The sequence below is a fragment of the Paenibacillus jamilae genome (assembly GCF_050482105.1).
Taxonomy (GTDB): Bacteria; Bacillota; Bacilli; order Paenibacillales; family Paenibacillaceae; genus Paenibacillus; species Paenibacillus jamilae_B.
In genome coordinates this window covers 1-14,543 of the sequence record NZ_JBCNHI010000017.1, presented here as the reverse complement: position 1 = coordinate 14,543, position 14,543 = coordinate 1, and the positions used below count along the sequence as shown (strand labels likewise).

General features: G+C 43.8%; 20 protein-coding genes and 1 rRNA gene. 19 read left to right on the top strand and 2 right to left on the bottom strand.

The window, feature by feature from the left end:
- Window positions 1-74 precede the first annotated feature (74 nt).
- The 16 genes from ABEW32_RS14980 (at window position 75) to ABEW32_RS14905 (ending at window position 11,322) form a co-directional block, all read left to right on the top strand.
- Window positions 75-719, top strand: a complete 645-nt coding sequence (locus ABEW32_RS14980; RefSeq protein ID WP_013373258.1) for an adenylate kinase — start codon at window positions 75-77, stop codon at window positions 717-719.
- Between the two features lie 5 nt (window positions 720-724).
- Window positions 725-1,264, top strand: coding sequence for a M24 family metallopeptidase (locus ABEW32_RS14975; protein ID WP_430188823.1), 540 nt, complete (start codon window positions 725-727; stop codon window positions 1,262-1,264).
- Between the two features lie 9 nt (window positions 1,265-1,273).
- Window positions 1,274-1,582: a hypothetical protein gene (locus tag ABEW32_RS14970; RefSeq protein WP_430188820.1), complete on the top strand. Its 309-nt coding sequence runs from the start codon at window positions 1,274-1,276 to the stop codon at window positions 1,580-1,582.
- 2 nt (window positions 1,583-1,584) lie between these two features.
- Complete coding sequence (infA, locus tag ABEW32_RS14965) at window positions 1,585-1,800, top strand: translation initiation factor IF-1 (protein ID WP_006212898.1); 216 nt, start codon at window positions 1,585-1,587, stop codon at window positions 1,798-1,800.
- Between the two features lie 118 nt (window positions 1,801-1,918).
- Window positions 1,919-2,032, top strand: coding sequence for a 50S ribosomal protein L36 (gene rpmJ, locus ABEW32_RS14960; RefSeq protein ID WP_003333770.1), 114 nt, complete (start codon window positions 1,919-1,921; stop codon window positions 2,030-2,032).
- Window positions 2,033-2,053: 21 nt separating this feature from the next.
- Window positions 2,054-2,422, top strand: a complete 369-nt coding sequence (rpsM, locus tag ABEW32_RS14955) for a 30S ribosomal protein S13 (protein WP_007432560.1) — start codon at window positions 2,054-2,056, stop codon at window positions 2,420-2,422.
- Window positions 2,423-2,441: 19 nt separating this feature from the next.
- Window positions 2,442-2,837, top strand: coding sequence for a 30S ribosomal protein S11 (rpsK, locus tag ABEW32_RS14950; protein ID WP_007432559.1), 396 nt, complete (start codon window positions 2,442-2,444; stop codon window positions 2,835-2,837).
- Window positions 2,838-2,972: 135 nt separating this feature from the next.
- A complete protein-coding gene (locus ABEW32_RS14945; protein ID WP_013373254.1) occupies window positions 2,973-3,917 on the top strand; it encodes a DNA-directed RNA polymerase subunit alpha in 945 nt (314 codons plus the stop codon).
- A 34-nt stretch (window positions 3,918-3,951) separates the two neighbouring features.
- Window positions 3,952-4,317 (top strand): 50S ribosomal protein L17, encoded by a 366-nt coding sequence (gene rplQ / locus ABEW32_RS14940; RefSeq protein ID WP_013373253.1) that lies wholly within the window; start codon window positions 3,952-3,954, stop codon window positions 4,315-4,317.
- Between the two features lie 151 nt (window positions 4,318-4,468).
- A complete protein-coding gene (gene truA / locus ABEW32_RS14935) occupies window positions 4,469-5,236 on the top strand; it encodes a tRNA pseudouridine(38-40) synthase TruA (RefSeq protein ID WP_430188817.1) in 768 nt (255 codons plus the stop codon).
- 201 nt (window positions 5,237-5,437) lie between these two features.
- Window positions 5,438-5,875 carry a 50S ribosomal protein L13 gene (gene rplM, locus ABEW32_RS14930; protein WP_013373251.1) on the top strand — a complete coding sequence of 146 codons (438 nt, stop codon included), beginning with the start codon at window positions 5,438-5,440 and terminating at the stop codon, window positions 5,873-5,875.
- A 20-nt stretch (window positions 5,876-5,895) separates the two neighbouring features.
- On the top strand, window positions 5,896-6,288 hold the full coding sequence (rpsI, locus tag ABEW32_RS14925; RefSeq protein ID WP_013373250.1) for a 30S ribosomal protein S9: 393 nt from the start codon (window positions 5,896-5,898) through the stop codon (window positions 6,286-6,288).
- Between the two features lie 1,107 nt (window positions 6,289-7,395).
- Complete coding sequence (locus tag ABEW32_RS14920; RefSeq protein WP_430188814.1) at window positions 7,396-8,088, top strand: phosphoadenylyl-sulfate reductase; 693 nt, start codon at window positions 7,396-7,398, stop codon at window positions 8,086-8,088.
- Between the two features lie 53 nt (window positions 8,089-8,141).
- Entirely contained in the window at window positions 8,142-9,311 is a 1,170-nt protein-coding gene (gene sat, locus ABEW32_RS14915) for a sulfate adenylyltransferase (protein ID WP_430188811.1), read from the top strand.
- Between the two features lie 68 nt (window positions 9,312-9,379).
- Window positions 9,380-10,156 carry an N-acetylmuramoyl-L-alanine amidase CwlD gene (gene cwlD / locus ABEW32_RS14910; RefSeq protein ID WP_430188809.1) on the top strand — a complete coding sequence of 259 codons (777 nt, stop codon included), beginning with the start codon at window positions 9,380-9,382 and terminating at the stop codon, window positions 10,154-10,156.
- A 59-nt stretch (window positions 10,157-10,215) separates the two neighbouring features.
- Window positions 10,216-11,322: an Mrp/NBP35 family ATP-binding protein gene (locus tag ABEW32_RS14905; protein ID WP_430188806.1), complete on the top strand. Its 1,107-nt coding sequence runs from the start codon at window positions 10,216-10,218 to the stop codon at window positions 11,320-11,322.
- Between the two features lie 32 nt (window positions 11,323-11,354).
- Here ABEW32_RS14905 and gerD read toward each other — a convergent pair whose 3' ends face one another.
- On the bottom strand, window positions 11,355-12,086 hold the full coding sequence (gene gerD, locus ABEW32_RS14900) for a spore germination lipoprotein GerD (RefSeq protein ID WP_430188804.1): 732 nt from the start codon (window positions 12,084-12,086) through the stop codon (window positions 11,355-11,357).
- Window positions 12,087-12,192: 106 nt separating this feature from the next.
- Window positions 12,193-12,972: a polysaccharide deacetylase family sporulation protein PdaB gene (gene pdaB / locus ABEW32_RS14895; protein WP_430188801.1), complete on the bottom strand. Its 780-nt coding sequence runs from the start codon at window positions 12,970-12,972 to the stop codon at window positions 12,193-12,195.
- A 95-nt stretch (window positions 12,973-13,067) separates the two neighbouring features.
- On the opposite strand from pdaB, the gene ABEW32_RS14890 reads away from it, so the two are divergent.
- The 3 genes from ABEW32_RS14890 to ABEW32_RS14880 form a co-directional block, all read left to right on the top strand.
- A complete protein-coding gene (locus ABEW32_RS14890) occupies window positions 13,068-13,682 on the top strand; it encodes a stage II sporulation protein M (RefSeq protein ID WP_430188798.1) in 615 nt (204 codons plus the stop codon).
- Between the two features lie 195 nt (window positions 13,683-13,877).
- The gene (locus ABEW32_RS14885) at window positions 13,878-14,108 is read left to right on the top strand and encodes a hypothetical protein (protein WP_013312131.1); all 231 of its coding nucleotides are present in this window, start codon (window positions 13,878-13,880) and stop codon (window positions 14,106-14,108) included.
- Window positions 14,109-14,475: 367 nt separating this feature from the next.
- A 16S ribosomal RNA gene (locus ABEW32_RS14880) occupies window positions 14,476-14,543 on the top strand; the annotation flags it as partial.

The following is a 14,543-nucleotide window of genomic DNA, read 5'->3' as shown; positions in this document are numbered from 1 at the left end:
TAGGATGTTCGCATGCTTACCGGCACCTTTTGTGCTGTTTCTTGTGTAGGGGTCGTCTTGAGGAGTGACAGATTGTGAATATTTTAATCATGGGCCCTCCGGGGGCTGGTAAAGGTACACAAGCAGATGTCATTGTGAAGGAGTTCGGCATTCCTCATATCTCGACAGGTGATGCGTTTCGCCTAGCGATGAAACAGGGAACACCTATTGGCATTAAAGCCAAAGAGTATATTGACAAGGGTGAACTTGTTCCGGATGATGTAACAATCGGTATAGTTGAAGAACGACTACAGCAACCGGATTGCAAGAAAGGTTTCTTGCTAGACGGTTTTCCAAGAACTTTAGCTCAAGCTGAAGCCTTGGACCAAATTCTGGGTCGCTTGAACACGAAGCTGGATGATGTCATCAACCTGAAAGTGGATCGTGACAACTTGTTGGCACGAATCACAGGACGGCGAGTTTGTAAAAGCTGCGGAGCTAGCTATCATATTGTCTTTAACCCTCCTAAGGTTGAAGGCATTTGCGATAAAGACGGTGGTGAACTCTATCAGCGTCCTGACGATAACGAAGATAGCGTAAGAACACGACTTGACGAATATAGTAATAAAACAGCACCACTCCTCACGTTTTATGAGAACCAGAATCTTCTGCGTCATATTGACGGAGAACAGGATATTGATGTGGTTTCCCAAAATATCGTGTCCTTGTTGCGGGGTTAGCTGTAATGATCATTTGCAAGTCGGGGACGGAATCAAGCTTTATGAGGAAAGCTAGGGAAATGAATACGGCAACGAATCATTTCTTGGCTGGACACATCGAGCCCGGTATTACGACCGGTGAACTTGATCATTTAGCTGATCGGTATATTCGCAGTCAGGGAGCTGTGCCGTCTTTTAAAGGTTATAACGGTTTTCCTGCTAGCATTTGCGCTTCAGTCAACGAAAAACTGGTGCACGGATTTCCCGGCAAACGCAAGTTAAACAAAGGCGATGTCATTACAAAAACTCGCCAGTTTACAATGTCGCATGCCATTCGGCAATATATTGAGAATCCAAACCGTGGTATTTCCGAGCAGGGGCCGAGGCTGAAAACCGGCATTGTGCTGGCTATTGAATCAATGATTCCAATAGGCGCTCACCTTGTAGGGACGCTGGAAGACAACTGGACGGTCGTTACGATGAACGTAATCTCTTGTGCTTGTTTTGAGCAAGTGGTGGCGGATGAAGCGGACGACATGGACATTTTCACGAAACTGAGTGCGTAGGTGATTGGAATGAATCAGCAAGGAAACCTGCAAATCGGTCAGCTGGTGAAGATTCTGAAGGGCAGAGGTGCCGGACAGATTGCGGTTGTCGTTTCAATAGCAGATAGCAGGTTTGTGTATATTGCGGATGGGGATAAACGAAAGTTTGATCAAGCGAAGAAGAAAAATATTCTTCATTTGGTGCCTCAGCCAAAGATTAGTAGCGAGATTGTAAATAGTTTAAACGAAAGCGGTCGGGTGACGAACGGAAAACTGCGGCATGCAGTGAAAACTTTCCTGGAATCGTCCGAATACCAAGCTGAAGAGAAAGGAGACTGACTTTGGCCAAAGAAGATGTCATTGAGGTTGAAGGTACGGTAATCGAGCCACTACCGAACGCTACGTTCAAGGTAGAGCTGGAGAACGGTCATCAAATTCTTGCTCATGTTTCCGGAAAGCTGCGGATGCACTTTATCCGTATTTTGACAGGCGACAAGGTGGTTGTACAGTTATCGCCTTACGATTTAACCAAAGGCCGTATAACGTACCGCAAGTAATTCATGCAGGTTTTTATTAAACGTACGTCATTTAAAAAAACTTGTTTTGCTCGGCAAAACGATGTGAATGTTCACGAAGCGAGTTTTACCAGGGTAAAGCTTGGAGGAGGTAATCAACATGAAGGTAAGACCTTCTGTAAAACCTATTTGCGAGAAATGCAAAGTCATTCGCCGCAAAGGGAATGTAATGGTTATTTGCGAAAATCCGAAACACAAACAAAAACAAGGTTAATAGAAGGGGGTGTAGCGTAAAATGGCTCGTATAGCTGGTGTGGATTTGCCACGTGACAAACGCGTTGAGATCGCCTTGACTTACATTTTCGGAATCGGTAAGACGACTTCTCAGAAAATTTTGAAGGAAACAGGCATCAGTGCAAACACGCGTGTTCGTGATTTGACTGAAGATGAAGTGAGCAAATTACGTGAAACGATCGACAAAGAAGTTAAAGTAGAAGGCGATCTGCGTCGTGAAATTTCCTTAAATATTAAACGTCTGACTGAGATTGGCTGCTACCGTGGTGTTCGTCACCGTCGTGGATTGCCTGTTCGCGGACAACGTACTAAAACTAATGCTCGTACCCGTAAAGGTCCTCGTCGGACTGTAGCGAACAAGAAGAAATAAGAAGGGAGGATAACATTCAATGGCTAAACCGAAAAAAGTTGTACGCACAAAACGCCGTGACCGTAAAAATATCGAGAGTGGCGTGGCACACATCCGTTCCACGTTCAACAACACGATCGTTACGATCACAGATCCACACGGTAACGCAATCTCTTGGGCCAGCTCAGGCGGCATGGGATTCCGTGGTTCCCGTAAATCTACTCCATTCGCAGCTCAAATGGCCGCAGAAACTGCTGCTAAAGCTGCTATGGAACACGGCATGAAGACTGTCGAAGTCATGGTTAAAGGACCTGGTGCAGGTCGTGAAGCAGCAATTCGCTCTTTGCAAGCTGCTGGTCTGGAAGTTAACCTGATCAAAGACGTAACTCCGGTACCTCATAACGGATGCCGTCCTCCAAAACGTCGTCGCGTCTAATGAGATTTCTCCTCTGCGTGTAGTATAGATCCGGCACAAACTGCCAAGAATGGATGTTTAGGTGTACTACATGATAGACTATGGATAAGGTGAATGTTTCATATAGGAGCGACGTTTTGAAGGAGGGATATTGCAGTGATAGAAATCGAAAAGCCGAAAATTGAGACGGTTGACGTCAATGATGATGGCACCTATGGAAAATTCGTAGTAGAACCGCTGGAACGCGGATACGGTACGACGCTTGGGAACTCGCTTCGTCGTATTCTGTTATCCTCGTTGCCGGGGGCAGCAGTCACATCGGTTCAGATCGATGGGGTTCTGCACGAGTTTGCAACGGTTCCCGGTGTGAAGGAAGACGTAACGGAGATCATTCTGAACTTGAAAGCTTTATCGCTTAAAATCCACTCAGATGAAGAGAAAGTACTCGAAATCGATGCGGAAGGCGAAGGAGTTGTAACGGCAGGTGATATCCGTGCGGATAGTGATGTGGAAATTCTTAATCCGGATCTTCACATTGCAACGCTCGGACCGGGTTCGAGACTTCACATGCGTATTTTTGCCAATCGCGGTCGCGGTTACGTTAAGCAGGATCGGAATAAACGTGATGACCAGCCGATCGGCGTCATTCCCGTCGACTCCATCTACACTCCGATTGCACGCGTGAACTACGGCGTAGAAAATACGCGTGTCGGCCAGGTTACGAATTATGACAAGCTGACACTTGAAGTTTGGACAGACGGAACTATTCGTCCTGAAGAAGCTGTGAGCCTTGGAGCCAAAATTTTGACCGAGCATGTGATGTTATTCGTGGGTCTCACGGATGAAGCAAAAGATGCAGAAATTATGGTCGAAAAAGAAGAAGACAAGAAAGAAAAAGTTCTTGAAATGACGATCGAAGAGCTGGATCTCTCCGTCCGTTCCTATAACTGCCTTAAGCGCGCTGGTATCAATACGGTACAAGAACTCACGACTAAATCTGAAGAAGATATGATGAAGGTCCGCAACTTGGGTCGCAAATCTTTGGAAGAAGTACAAGAGAAGCTCGAGGAACTTGGTTTAGGACTTCGTACGGAAGAATAGCACAGCAACGTTTTTGTGAAGGAGGGGAAAATACATGGCATACCAAAAATTGGGCCGTAATTCCAGTGCCCGTAAAGCTTTGTTTCGTGATTTGGTAACCGATCTGTTCTTGTATGAGCGTATCCAAACTACTGAGGCTAAAGCGAAAGAAGTTCGTTCTATTGCTGAAAAACTGATCACCAAAGCGAAAAAAGGAGATCTGCACGCACGTCGTCAAGTGGCTGCGTTCGTTCGCCGTGAAACTTTGGATGGTGAGCAGGATGCAATCCAAAAGCTGTTTAGCGAATTGGCTACACGTTACAATGAGCGTCCAGGTGGATACACTCGTATCTTGAAACTGGGACCTCGTCGTGGCGACGCCGCTCCAATGGTATATCTGGAATTGGTTGACCGCGCGTAAACAGGCGAAGATGAGGGAAGGGTGGACAGAATCGGCTTGATTCTGAACAACCCTTTTTTTCTCTTGGAGGAGTCCTTGAGGGGCTTCTCCTTTGTTATGTTCGGTTATTTCCTGCAAGACCAGAGAATACCCCTGCAAAGGTGTGAGAAGCATGCGGAACTTGTGCATGAAGGTGAACTATGATGGGACCCACTATGATGGCTTTCAGACGCAGCCTAGTGGCAACACTATTCAGGACTGCCTTGAAAATGCTATATACTCATTGACGGGCGAACGTCTTAAAATTACGGGTTCAGGACGTACAGATGCAGGTGTGCATGCATACGGGCAGGTATTCAATTTTCATACTGAATCGCCGATTCCGATACATCGCTGGTGTCTGGCACTTAATGCCTGGCTGCCTCGTGATATCATCGTTACGGATGCGAGAGAGGTGCCACTGTCCTTTCATGCACGCCGCATGGCGAAGCGGAAGACGTATCGGTATAGTATAAATGCGAACCGGTTTCCAGACATCTTTCACCGCCGTACACAGGCCCATCATCCTACGAGTCTAGATATAAGAGCGATGGAAAAAGGATTGGCTCATTTAGTGGGCACCTTTGACTATACTTCGTTCGCATCTCGACGTTCCCAAAAGACGAATCATGTTCGCACTATTTACGAAGCCTATATAATGGTAGACCATTCCTTTTCGCGTCCAGGATCGGATGATCAGGGAATTATTCATACTTATATTACAGGTAACGGATTTTTGCAGCACATGGTTCGGATTATTATGGGGACTTTGCTAGAAGTGGGAGAAGGCAAAAAATCGCCGGATGATATTCCCTCCATTTTGGAAGCAAAAAACCGTTCAAAGGCGGGGCCTACTGCCGTTGGACACGCTTTAACGCTCTGGAATGTAGAGTACGAATAAAACATCAAAAAACATTGATTTTTCCCTTGCAGAATTGATGATTATCCTGTAATATAAAAGTTGTGTTTTCTTAATGGCTTTCCCACAGCCCCAATTAAGATAATCACTTTAAAGCAACAACTAATCCATCAATAATGCAGCAACTTAACGAACGAAGATAAATGATGATTTCTGTTAACGAATTTAAGGAGGATACTTTTCATGCGTACTACGTATATGGCTAAGCCAAATGAAGTTGAGCGCAATTGGCACATCATTGATGCCGAAGGCAAAACGCTCGGCCGTCTGGCAAGCGAAGCGGCTGCGTTGATTCGCGGCAAACACAAGCCACAGTTTACACCACATGTGGACACAGGTGATTTTGTTGTTGTAATCAATGCGGAAAAAATCGTATTGACCGGTAAAAAAATGGAGAACAAGAAATACTATCGTCACTCCCTGCATCCAGGTGGTCTGAAAGTAACGGTTGCACAAGATATGGTTAAGAACAAACCTGAACGTATGTTGGAGTTGGCTGTTCACGGTATGCTTCCTAAAACTCGTCAAGGCGACAAAATGAAGCTGAGACTTAAAGCTTACAGAGGTACAGAGCATCCACATGCAGCACAAAAACCTGAAGTTTACGAACTTCGCGGATAATTAAAAGGGAGGACAGTTTCATGGCACAAGTACAATACTATGGGACAGGTCGTCGTAAACATTCGGTAGCTCGTGTTCGTCTCGTACCGGGTGAAGGACGCATTGTCATCAATAAGCGTGATATTAATGAATATTTCGGTTTGGAAACTCTCAAACTGATCGTAAAACAACCATTGAATCTGACAGAAACACTTGGTAGCTATGACGTACTCGTTATCGCTCATGGTGGTGGTATCTCTGGTCAAGCAGGCGCAATTCGCCACGGTATTTCCCGTGCTCTGTTGAAAGCAGATCCAGAATTCCGTCCAGCTTTGAAAAAAGCAGGCTTCTTGACTCGTGACCCACGTATGAAAGAACGTAAAAAATACGGCCTCAAAGCCGCTCGTCGTGCTCCACAGTTCTCGAAACGTTAATATTTCGAATGCAGAAGAACCTTTTCCTTATGGAAAAGGTTCTTTTTTTATTTAGATCACTTGCTGCTAATTACTATGTGGATAAATAAATCTACCCCAGAATTTCTGGCTCCATCTATCGCTGTGGATACATATATTCCTATTGGCACTATCCGATGTGTAAGTTATCCACGATGTAATTAAATTCGTTATTGTTATACACAAATACAGTTTGCTATGATAACGTTCTTTATCCTCTAATGTTCATAACCTGTGACTAAGTAATAAAATCAGGGGAATTTGTTGTCATTCCCGATTTGACAAAAACTTATGGATCTCTTCTGGCTGATCGATGGCTATTCTATCCTATATATTGGTTTTGTTGACTTCTAGGATACAGTAAGGAATACATCAGTTAGCTTGCGCTATTAGCTCAGAGCATCTTTAGCTTACTACTGCCTGTCTCCTGGGTTAAAAAAAATTACAATAATGATGTGAGCTTTTTTAGCCACTGAGATCGACTTTAAGCAGGTCTTCAGTTCGATGTGGGCCTTATTGGTGTCCAATCATTAATCCCTCAGGCAGAGACGCTATGAGCGCTATAGGAGCTTAATGCGTTCTATGTGGTTGCCATCTTTTTAATTTTTCCTCAATAGAAGCACGATTAGCAACAGAACTCTCGATTGGGTAGTGGGTTTCGTTGGGTATAAACTTTGTGCTCAGAACGGGTTACCTTGAACTGATCCTGGCCATATACACTTCATCTTTCTATGAAAGCAAATGTAAAAAGTTCATCGGATTCCTAAATATCTTTCCTCGGTTAAATCCAAGGAATAATTATGGACTAGTTGCTTGTGACGCTAAGCAACCTAGAGGCAATTTTCAAATGTTCGGTATAAGAATATTTTATATAAAGCCAATGAACTTGGTTGGAAATGCAAAAGTGCCTCTAAAAATGCTGGCAGAACAACGTTCCTGCATATAGCGAGTAGTTATATGTTTACATCATGACGTTTTTTCTTGGATTGACAATGATTATGAAAGTTCTATACTTTACTTATTCTTATTAGTTTAGTCGGCATTGGAGTATTACTTATTTATGAATCTTCATGTGGAGGCGCATTGATAATGAACTTATTGGAGAAAGAAGCATTGATTCGAGTCAAAGCAAGTGAGCTGGAAAAGGCTACGCCTGAAGAAATTATCCAGTATGCAGTTCAAACATTCCCCAACATTACCTTTGCTTGTAGCTTTGGAGCAGAAGATGTAGTACTCGTAGATATGCTTCAAAGAATTAGCCCTTCTACCGACATTTTTTACTTGGATACTGACTTTCATTTTCAAGAAACTTACGATACGCGTGATCAGATGCAGGCTAGATACAACTTGGATTTTGTTAGAGTCTCTCCCTTAATCACTCCCGAAGAGCAAGCTGCCAAGCATGGAGAGGAGCTGTGGAAATCAGATCCTAATGCATGCTGTGGTATACGCAAAGTTGAGCCACTGACACGCATTCTGTCTCAGTATGATGCATGGATTACTGGTATCCGCCGTGATCAGGCCCCTACACGTGCGAATGCCAAAAAAGTAGAGTATGATGAAAAGTTTGGCCTCGTTAAATTCAACCCCTTGGCGAGTTGGACATCCGAGGATGTCTGGAACTATATTCGCACTCATGAGGTGCTGTATAATCCATTGCATGATCGTAATTATCCCAGTATTGGCTGTGAGCAGTGCACACGTGAAGTCCTGCCAGGTGAGGACCCTCGTGCGGGCCGCTGGTCAGGCAATGAGAAAACAGAGTGTGGACTCCATCAATAAAATGGTATATGGGTAGCTATGATCCTTATTTATGAATAGAAAGGAAGTACATTATGACTGCAATTCTTCCGCACGGCGGAACGCTGGTTAATAGAAACATTACAGGCCCGGAGCAAGAAGCATTGTTGCAGGCTGCAGGTGAATTGTTTCCTATCCTTGTAAACTCTTGGACCATTTCCGATCTGGATTTAATTGGAGTGGGGGCTTTCTCTCCATTGACGGGTTTTATGAATGAGTCAGATTATCGATCGGTGGTAGCGGATATGCGTCTTGCCGATGGTACGGTCTGGAGTATTCCCATTACTCTTGCAATTGAAGAAAGTGTAGCTAGTGAATTGAAATTAGGCCAGCAGGTAGCCTTGGTGGGAGAAGCAGATGGTGTTATCTATGCTGTACTCGATATTGAGAGTATTTATCGTGTTGACCAGACTGAGGAAGCCAGATGTGTATTCAAGACGGATGACCCGGCCCACCCTGGTGTAAACAAACTATTAACCCGACCTGCTACTTATGTAGGAGGAAGCGTGCAAGTGCTGAAACGACCTGAACCTATCCGTTTTAGCGAATTTTATTACACACCAGCAGAGACGCGCAACCTTTTTGCCGAAAAGGGCTGGAAGACTGTGGTCGGTTTTCAAACGCGAAACCCAGTGCACCGGGCACATGAGTACATTCAAAAGAGTGCGATGGAAATTGTGGATGCTTTATTTCTAAATCCACTCGTTGGAGAGACTAAGTCAGATGATGTTCCAGCAGATGTACGTATGAAGAGCTATCTGGTGTTACTGGACAACTATTATCCGGCTGATCGGGCCTTTCTAGGGGTGTTTCCTGCTGCCATGCGATACGCTGGTCCCAGAGAGGCTATTTTCCATGCTATTGTGCGAAAGAACTATGGCTGTACCCATTTTATTGTTGGAAGGGATCATGCCGGTGTAGGGGACTATTACGGCACCTATGAAGCACAGGAAATTTTCAGACAATTTACACCTGAAGAGTTGGGGATTATACCATTGTTCTTTGAACACAGCTTTTACTGCACCCGATGTGGAAATATGGCCTCAAGCAAAACATGCCCACATCCCAAGGATCATCATTTGACGCTTTCGGGTACCAAGGTGCGCGAATTGTTGCGCTCGGGGGTTTGTCCCCCACCTGAATTTACAAGACCGGAGGTCGCTCAAGTGCTGATTGAAGGTATGAAAGAATTTGTTCATGCCTGAGTTGTACTAACTACACGCCTCGTCCCATATAGATTATTAGTATCTGTATAGGACGGAGGCGTTTTGTTATGCAAAAAAATAATCGTAAACCCGAGATTACACTATGGATTCGTTATCGGACGCTGAAAAAAATATTGTTAGGTTGTTGTCTCGCCGTTCTATTTATCATGCTGACATTGTATGAGATACCTGCTTCAAGAGCCTGGATTCATTGGAGTCTACCACTTACGGGTAAGGTAATCGCCATAGATGCTGGACACGGAGGGCCTGATGGAGGAGCAGTTAGCAAAGAGGGTGTCATTGAAAAGGATATTAATCTGGCGATTGCTTTTTATTTGCGTGATTATTTGCAGCAAGCAGGAGCTGTTGTCGTCATGACACGTGAGGATGACCGCGATCTGGCGCAGCAAGAAACAAAAGGCTATGCCAGAAGAAAGACGGAGGACCTAAAGCAACGTGTACGTATGATTGAGGAACAGAAAGCTGACCTCTTTTTAAGTATTCATATGAACAGTATCCCGTCGAGCCGATGGAGTGGAGCCCAGACCTTTTTTGTTCCTAATCATGCGGATAACGCGAATTTGGCGTCTTTAATTCAGGATGAAATTAAGCGCAACTTGGAAAATACGGATAGAGTAGCTAAGACCGTGAACACAGTCTATTTATTAAAGGCACTCAAAATGCCAGCTGTTCTTGTAGAAGTCGGATTTTTGTCCCATCCAGAGGAAGCCAGACGACTCAGTGATGAGAACTATCAAAGACAAGTGGCTGCGTCTATATATAAAGGGGTTTTGCGTTACAGCGCCGGGGAAAAGGGGATCTCATCAGCACCTGAAGTCAGATAGTGGTATACTGTAAGTGTTTACCACTACGTAAATCAATAAAGCAGAGGTGCTGATTATTCATGCAATCGAGAGAGCAAGTTATAGAGCTGCTTCAGCAAGTGCGAGAGCCTCAAACGGGACACCGTTTGGTTGACCTCCATTTTATTCGGGATGTGGTTGTTAAAGAGGATCGGGTATCATTGACTGCTATTACCCTGAATGGACAGGAAGAGACGAGGATAGAACTGGATCGGGAAATCCGGCAGACATTAGAAGAAGCGGGCATAAGTCACGTCCATATTCGTATTCGTGAGGCTTCCGATTCTGAAAAGTCAGCCATTCACAATGGAGAGGATCCTGAGGAGATAGCTGATCCGGTATTGACCAAAGGACATGCTGTCGGCATGGAAGAACATGAGCTACTTGATCCAGCATCTGGCGTACGATTTATTGCTATTGCGAGCGGAAAAGGTGGTGTCGGAAAATCGACAGTATCTGTGAATTTGGCGGCAGCTCTTGCTAGACAGGGAAAGCGTGTGGGTTTAATTGATGCTGATATCTATGGATTCAGTGTGCCGGATATGATTGGGGTAGAGGATGTACCTTCGGTAGAAGATGGTATCATTCAGCCAGTGGAGCGATTTGGCATCAAAATCATGTCCATGGGCTTCTTTGTTAGAGAAAACAACCCGGTCATTTGGAGAGGTCCCATGCTGGGGAGAATGCTTAGGCAGTTTTTTAGTGATGTTGAATGGGGCAAGCTGGATTACATGATACTCGATTTACCTCCGGGTACTGGCGATGTAGCGCTAGATGTGCATCAAATGATCCCTCAGAGTGAAGAAATCATTGTCACTACTCCACATGCGACGGCAGCTTTTGTAGCTGCACGTGCAGGGGCAATGGCTCTTCAAACAGATCACAAAGTCATAGGAGTCGTGGAGAACATGTCCTATTATGTGTCTTCCACCGGAGAAAAAGACTATGTTTTTGGACGGGGAGGCGGGGCTATGTTAGCTGATACACTTCACACGAAACTTCTGGCACAAATTCCGCTGGGTATTCCAGACAATCATCCGTCAGAGCCTGATTTTTCTCCATCCGTATATAAATCCGAGTCAGCGACAGGAGCGATTTATAATGATATAGCCGCTCAAATTACGAGGTTGCACATGGAATCTGAATAAATAAAAAAGGCTGGTTGTTAACCAGCCTTTTTTTACTGACCTGCTCCTTGCCCTCCTTCACCACCGCCTTGTTCTCCTTCACCACCACCTTGCTTTTGATCCTTAGAGCCACCTTGCTCGCCGCCTTTTTTCTCAACCTTAGGTTGAAGTTCCTCTTGTACAACCGTTTTGAGTAAATTCATGACCTCAAGCCGAAAAATGGGGTTCTGCATCGCATCATGCATGACTGTCATAGATTGTTTTCGATATTCGGGTGTTTTAGTTAATTCCATGTACATCTTGGTTATTTCTGGCGACTTTAGCATCGCCTCAATTGATTTTTGGTAAGTAGGGTCTTTTATAAGCTGCATATGAAGTTGTTTGTTTTGACTATTGATGGCTTTGGCAAATTCTCCGGCAAAACGTGGATCAGTCATAATTTTTTCGATTTCCTTTTTATATTCAGGCGAGACCAAGGTATCTTTTACAGCGATTTTCATCTGTTCTGCCGATTGCGTGGTCATAAGCATTTTCATTCCCACGCTGCCGCCAGATCCACCTCCACTTCCGCCTTCTTCACCGCTTTGACCTGATTTCCCCTCTTTTTCCCCGGTAAGAGCTTCTTCTACTGCTTTTTTCCCGTCATCGCTTTTCAGGATATCGACAACCATCGTTTTCATCTCTTTATAACTGTTCTGGGGAGGTGCCTGATCCGAGCCGCAGCCGCTCAGTGCAACGCCCAGTACACATACCATACTAACAAATCGCAAACGAGTCCAATTCATGGCCGTATTCCTCCTTCATCATGAATGTGGATAGTATGCGGATGATTGGGGAGAAATATGTCGAGTTACTTTTGGTTTTTAGCTGAGAACGATGTAAAATAACTCCTTAAAGACCCAGAGCTTGATCGCGAACCTCTTTACCTTTTACTGTACCCTGTTGAAGCAGTTCGGATACAGTCACGAATTCATAGCCTTTCGCGCGCAACTTGTCGATAATGACGGGCAACGCTTCATGAGTTTGTTTACAAGAATCACTGGCATGAAGAAGGACAATGTCCCCGGGATGTGCTTTATTTACAACACGATCGATTATGACCTGCGTACCAGGGTTTTTCCAGTCCAGGGAGTCGGTATCCCATTGAATGGTTTTATAGCCTAAAGTACGGGCAACCTGGAGAACTCTCTTATCAAAGTCGCCATTAGGCATACGGATTAGCTTCGGGGATTGACCAGTTAGCTCGGTTAATGTGGTATGAGCTGTTGAAATCTGCTTACGAATCTCTTCATCGCTTAAGCTGCTATAATTTTCGTGCTTATGGCCATGACTGCCAATCTCAAATCCGCTGTCTTTAATTTGGTTCACAAGTTCTGGATGTGTTTTACTCCAAGGTGCAGAGAGGAAAAAGGTGGACTTGGTCACTTTTTTGTCTTCGAGGACTTTTAAAATAGGGGAAGTACGCTTATCGCCCCAACTAATGTCAAAGGTGAGAGCGATCAGCTTTTTATCTGTAGGCACACTGTAAATGGCAGTTGGCGCTTCCTCGGAAAAAACCGTAACATTATCGGTTTCTACATAAATGACTCCAGCAGTAAAGACGGCTGCAGCTATTACAATCAGGAATCGTTTGATTTTTTTGCCGTTCAAAACATAGAAAAAAGAATTCATGGTTAATGCCCCTTTCATCCTAGAAGTGCTTGTTTACTTAAGGCTATGCCAGGGGTTGTCAATTATTCCATTGGACTCATAGGAGGATTCAACAAATGGGACTAAGAGCATTTTTTCAAGATTTATGCACTGCAAGACGGTTAATTTTGATTTCTGCCCTTTTTTTCTGCGCAAGTATTGTTGTGGGATGGTTTAGTACAGGTATTATTCAAGCTATGTTGGTACAACAAATGGAGGGGCTAGGGGAAGTGTCGCAACGCTTACAGAGCTCTGAGCATCCTCAATGGAGTTTTTTTGTCTTTATCTTTTTCAATAATGCAATCAAATGTGTGCTGGTTATATTTGCTGGGGCTCTTTTTGGAATCGTACCGTTTATATTTCTGATTGTGAATGGAATGGTTTTAGGCTTTGTAGTACACCTGCAGGCAGATATGGGAAGAAGTATGTATGAAATTGTCGTAAAAGGATTATTGCCTCACGGTGTGATTGAATTGCCTGTGTTGATTGTCGCCTGTGCCTTTGGTTTGAAGTTTGGGGTTAATATAATGTCTACCTTAGGTACAAGCTTAGGGCTAAAACGCAAAGGTACTGGCCCTTCGTGGAAAGTTTTCTTGAAACAAACATTGACCGTGTCCATATGGTCTGTCATTTTTCTGCTTATAGCAGCTGCAATTGAGAGCGGCATAACTTATCGTCTATTGTCACATTAAAATAATATGGCTAATTATTTATATATTTCTTGAAAATTGAACATAACAAAGGGGAGAGCGTAAAGAAATGCGGTAAAGATGAATCGGAGTAAGTTTGAAACCTTAGCAGTTGAGTTTAAAAACAGGTAAAGTTTGGAACAATTAGATGAGCAAATATAAGTACTATATAATCTGCTGATAAGGGAGTATGGTCATATGTTGGGAATGCTGTTTAACGAAAAAGAATGCAAGGAACTTGATTACGTTCTTCGTAAGGAACTTGATGAAATGCTGCTTGACATGAGCGATACCCGATTGGATCAGGATATCCGTTATGCTATAGCACTTCGATATAAAACAGTTTTCCGCATGTATGCCCGTTTTGCACCCGCCAAGGAATTATCCAAGTATGCACGCAGAGGGCGTGTCCCACAAACCAAGCAATGAAAAAAATGAAGAAGAAATATATCAGACAAAGATATCAGGAAGTAAACATACTTTCTGATATCAAAAAAAGTATTGACTCTATTTAGTATTCATGGTAAATTAACTTTCGTTCCTTTTTGAAGGATTTGCTCGAAAAAAAGAATCTTAAAAAAACTCTTGCAAAATTCAAAAAGAGATGATATATTATAAAAGTCGCCGCTGAGATGCGGTGATGGAACAAAGTAAGAGATAATAAAGGTTTGATCTTTGAAAACTGAACAACGAGTGAGTAAATGATTTTGTTCGCAAAATCAACATTGAGATATTTTATCTCGTCAGTTTCAAAATGAGCTAATCGCTCTTTCGATAAACCAGCTTCGGTTGGTCTTTAATGGAGAGTTTGATCCTGGCTCAGGACGAACGCTGGCGGCGTGCCTAATACATGCAAGTCGAGCG

Coding starts and splice junctions, on each gene's coding strand:
- rpsK (WP_007432559.1), top strand. CDS start 2,442: ATGGCTAAACCGAAAAAAGTTGTACGCACAAAACGCCGTGACCGTAAA.
- ABEW32_RS14970 (WP_430188820.1), top strand. CDS start 1,274: ATGAATCAGCAAGGAAACCTGCAAATCGGTCAGCTGGTGAAGATTCTG.
- truA (WP_430188817.1), top strand. CDS start 4,469: ATGCGGAACTTGTGCATGAAGGTGAACTATGATGGGACCCACTATGAT.
- ABEW32_RS14920 (WP_430188814.1), top strand. CDS start 7,396: ATGAACTTATTGGAGAAAGAAGCATTGATTCGAGTCAAAGCAAGTGAG.
- gerD (WP_430188804.1), bottom strand. CDS start 12,086: ATGAATTGGACTCGTTTGCGATTTGTTAGTATGGTATGTGTACTGGGC.
- rpmJ (WP_003333770.1), top strand. CDS start 1,919: ATGAAGGTAAGACCTTCTGTAAAACCTATTTGCGAGAAATGCAAAGTC.
- ABEW32_RS14890 (WP_430188798.1), top strand. CDS start 13,068: ATGGGACTAAGAGCATTTTTTCAAGATTTATGCACTGCAAGACGGTTA.
- rpsM (WP_007432560.1), top strand. CDS start 2,054: ATGGCTCGTATAGCTGGTGTGGATTTGCCACGTGACAAACGCGTTGAG.
- pdaB (WP_430188801.1), bottom strand. CDS start 12,972: ATGAATTCTTTTTTCTATGTTTTGAACGGCAAAAAAATCAAACGATTC.
- rpsI (WP_013373250.1), top strand. CDS start 5,896: ATGGCACAAGTACAATACTATGGGACAGGTCGTCGTAAACATTCGGTA.
- ABEW32_RS14905 (WP_430188806.1), top strand. CDS start 10,216: ATGCAATCGAGAGAGCAAGTTATAGAGCTGCTTCAGCAAGTGCGAGAG.
- ABEW32_RS14885 (WP_013312131.1), top strand. CDS start 13,878: ATGTTGGGAATGCTGTTTAACGAAAAAGAATGCAAGGAACTTGATTAC.
- rplQ (WP_013373253.1), top strand. CDS start 3,952: ATGGCATACCAAAAATTGGGCCGTAATTCCAGTGCCCGTAAAGCTTTG.
- cwlD (WP_430188809.1), top strand. CDS start 9,380: ATGCAAAAAAATAATCGTAAACCCGAGATTACACTATGGATTCGTTAT.
- rplM (WP_013373251.1), top strand. CDS start 5,438: ATGCGTACTACGTATATGGCTAAGCCAAATGAAGTTGAGCGCAATTGG.
- sat (WP_430188811.1), top strand. CDS start 8,142: ATGACTGCAATTCTTCCGCACGGCGGAACGCTGGTTAATAGAAACATT.
- ABEW32_RS14975 (WP_430188823.1), top strand. CDS start 725: ATGATCATTTGCAAGTCGGGGACGGAATCAAGCTTTATGAGGAAAGCT.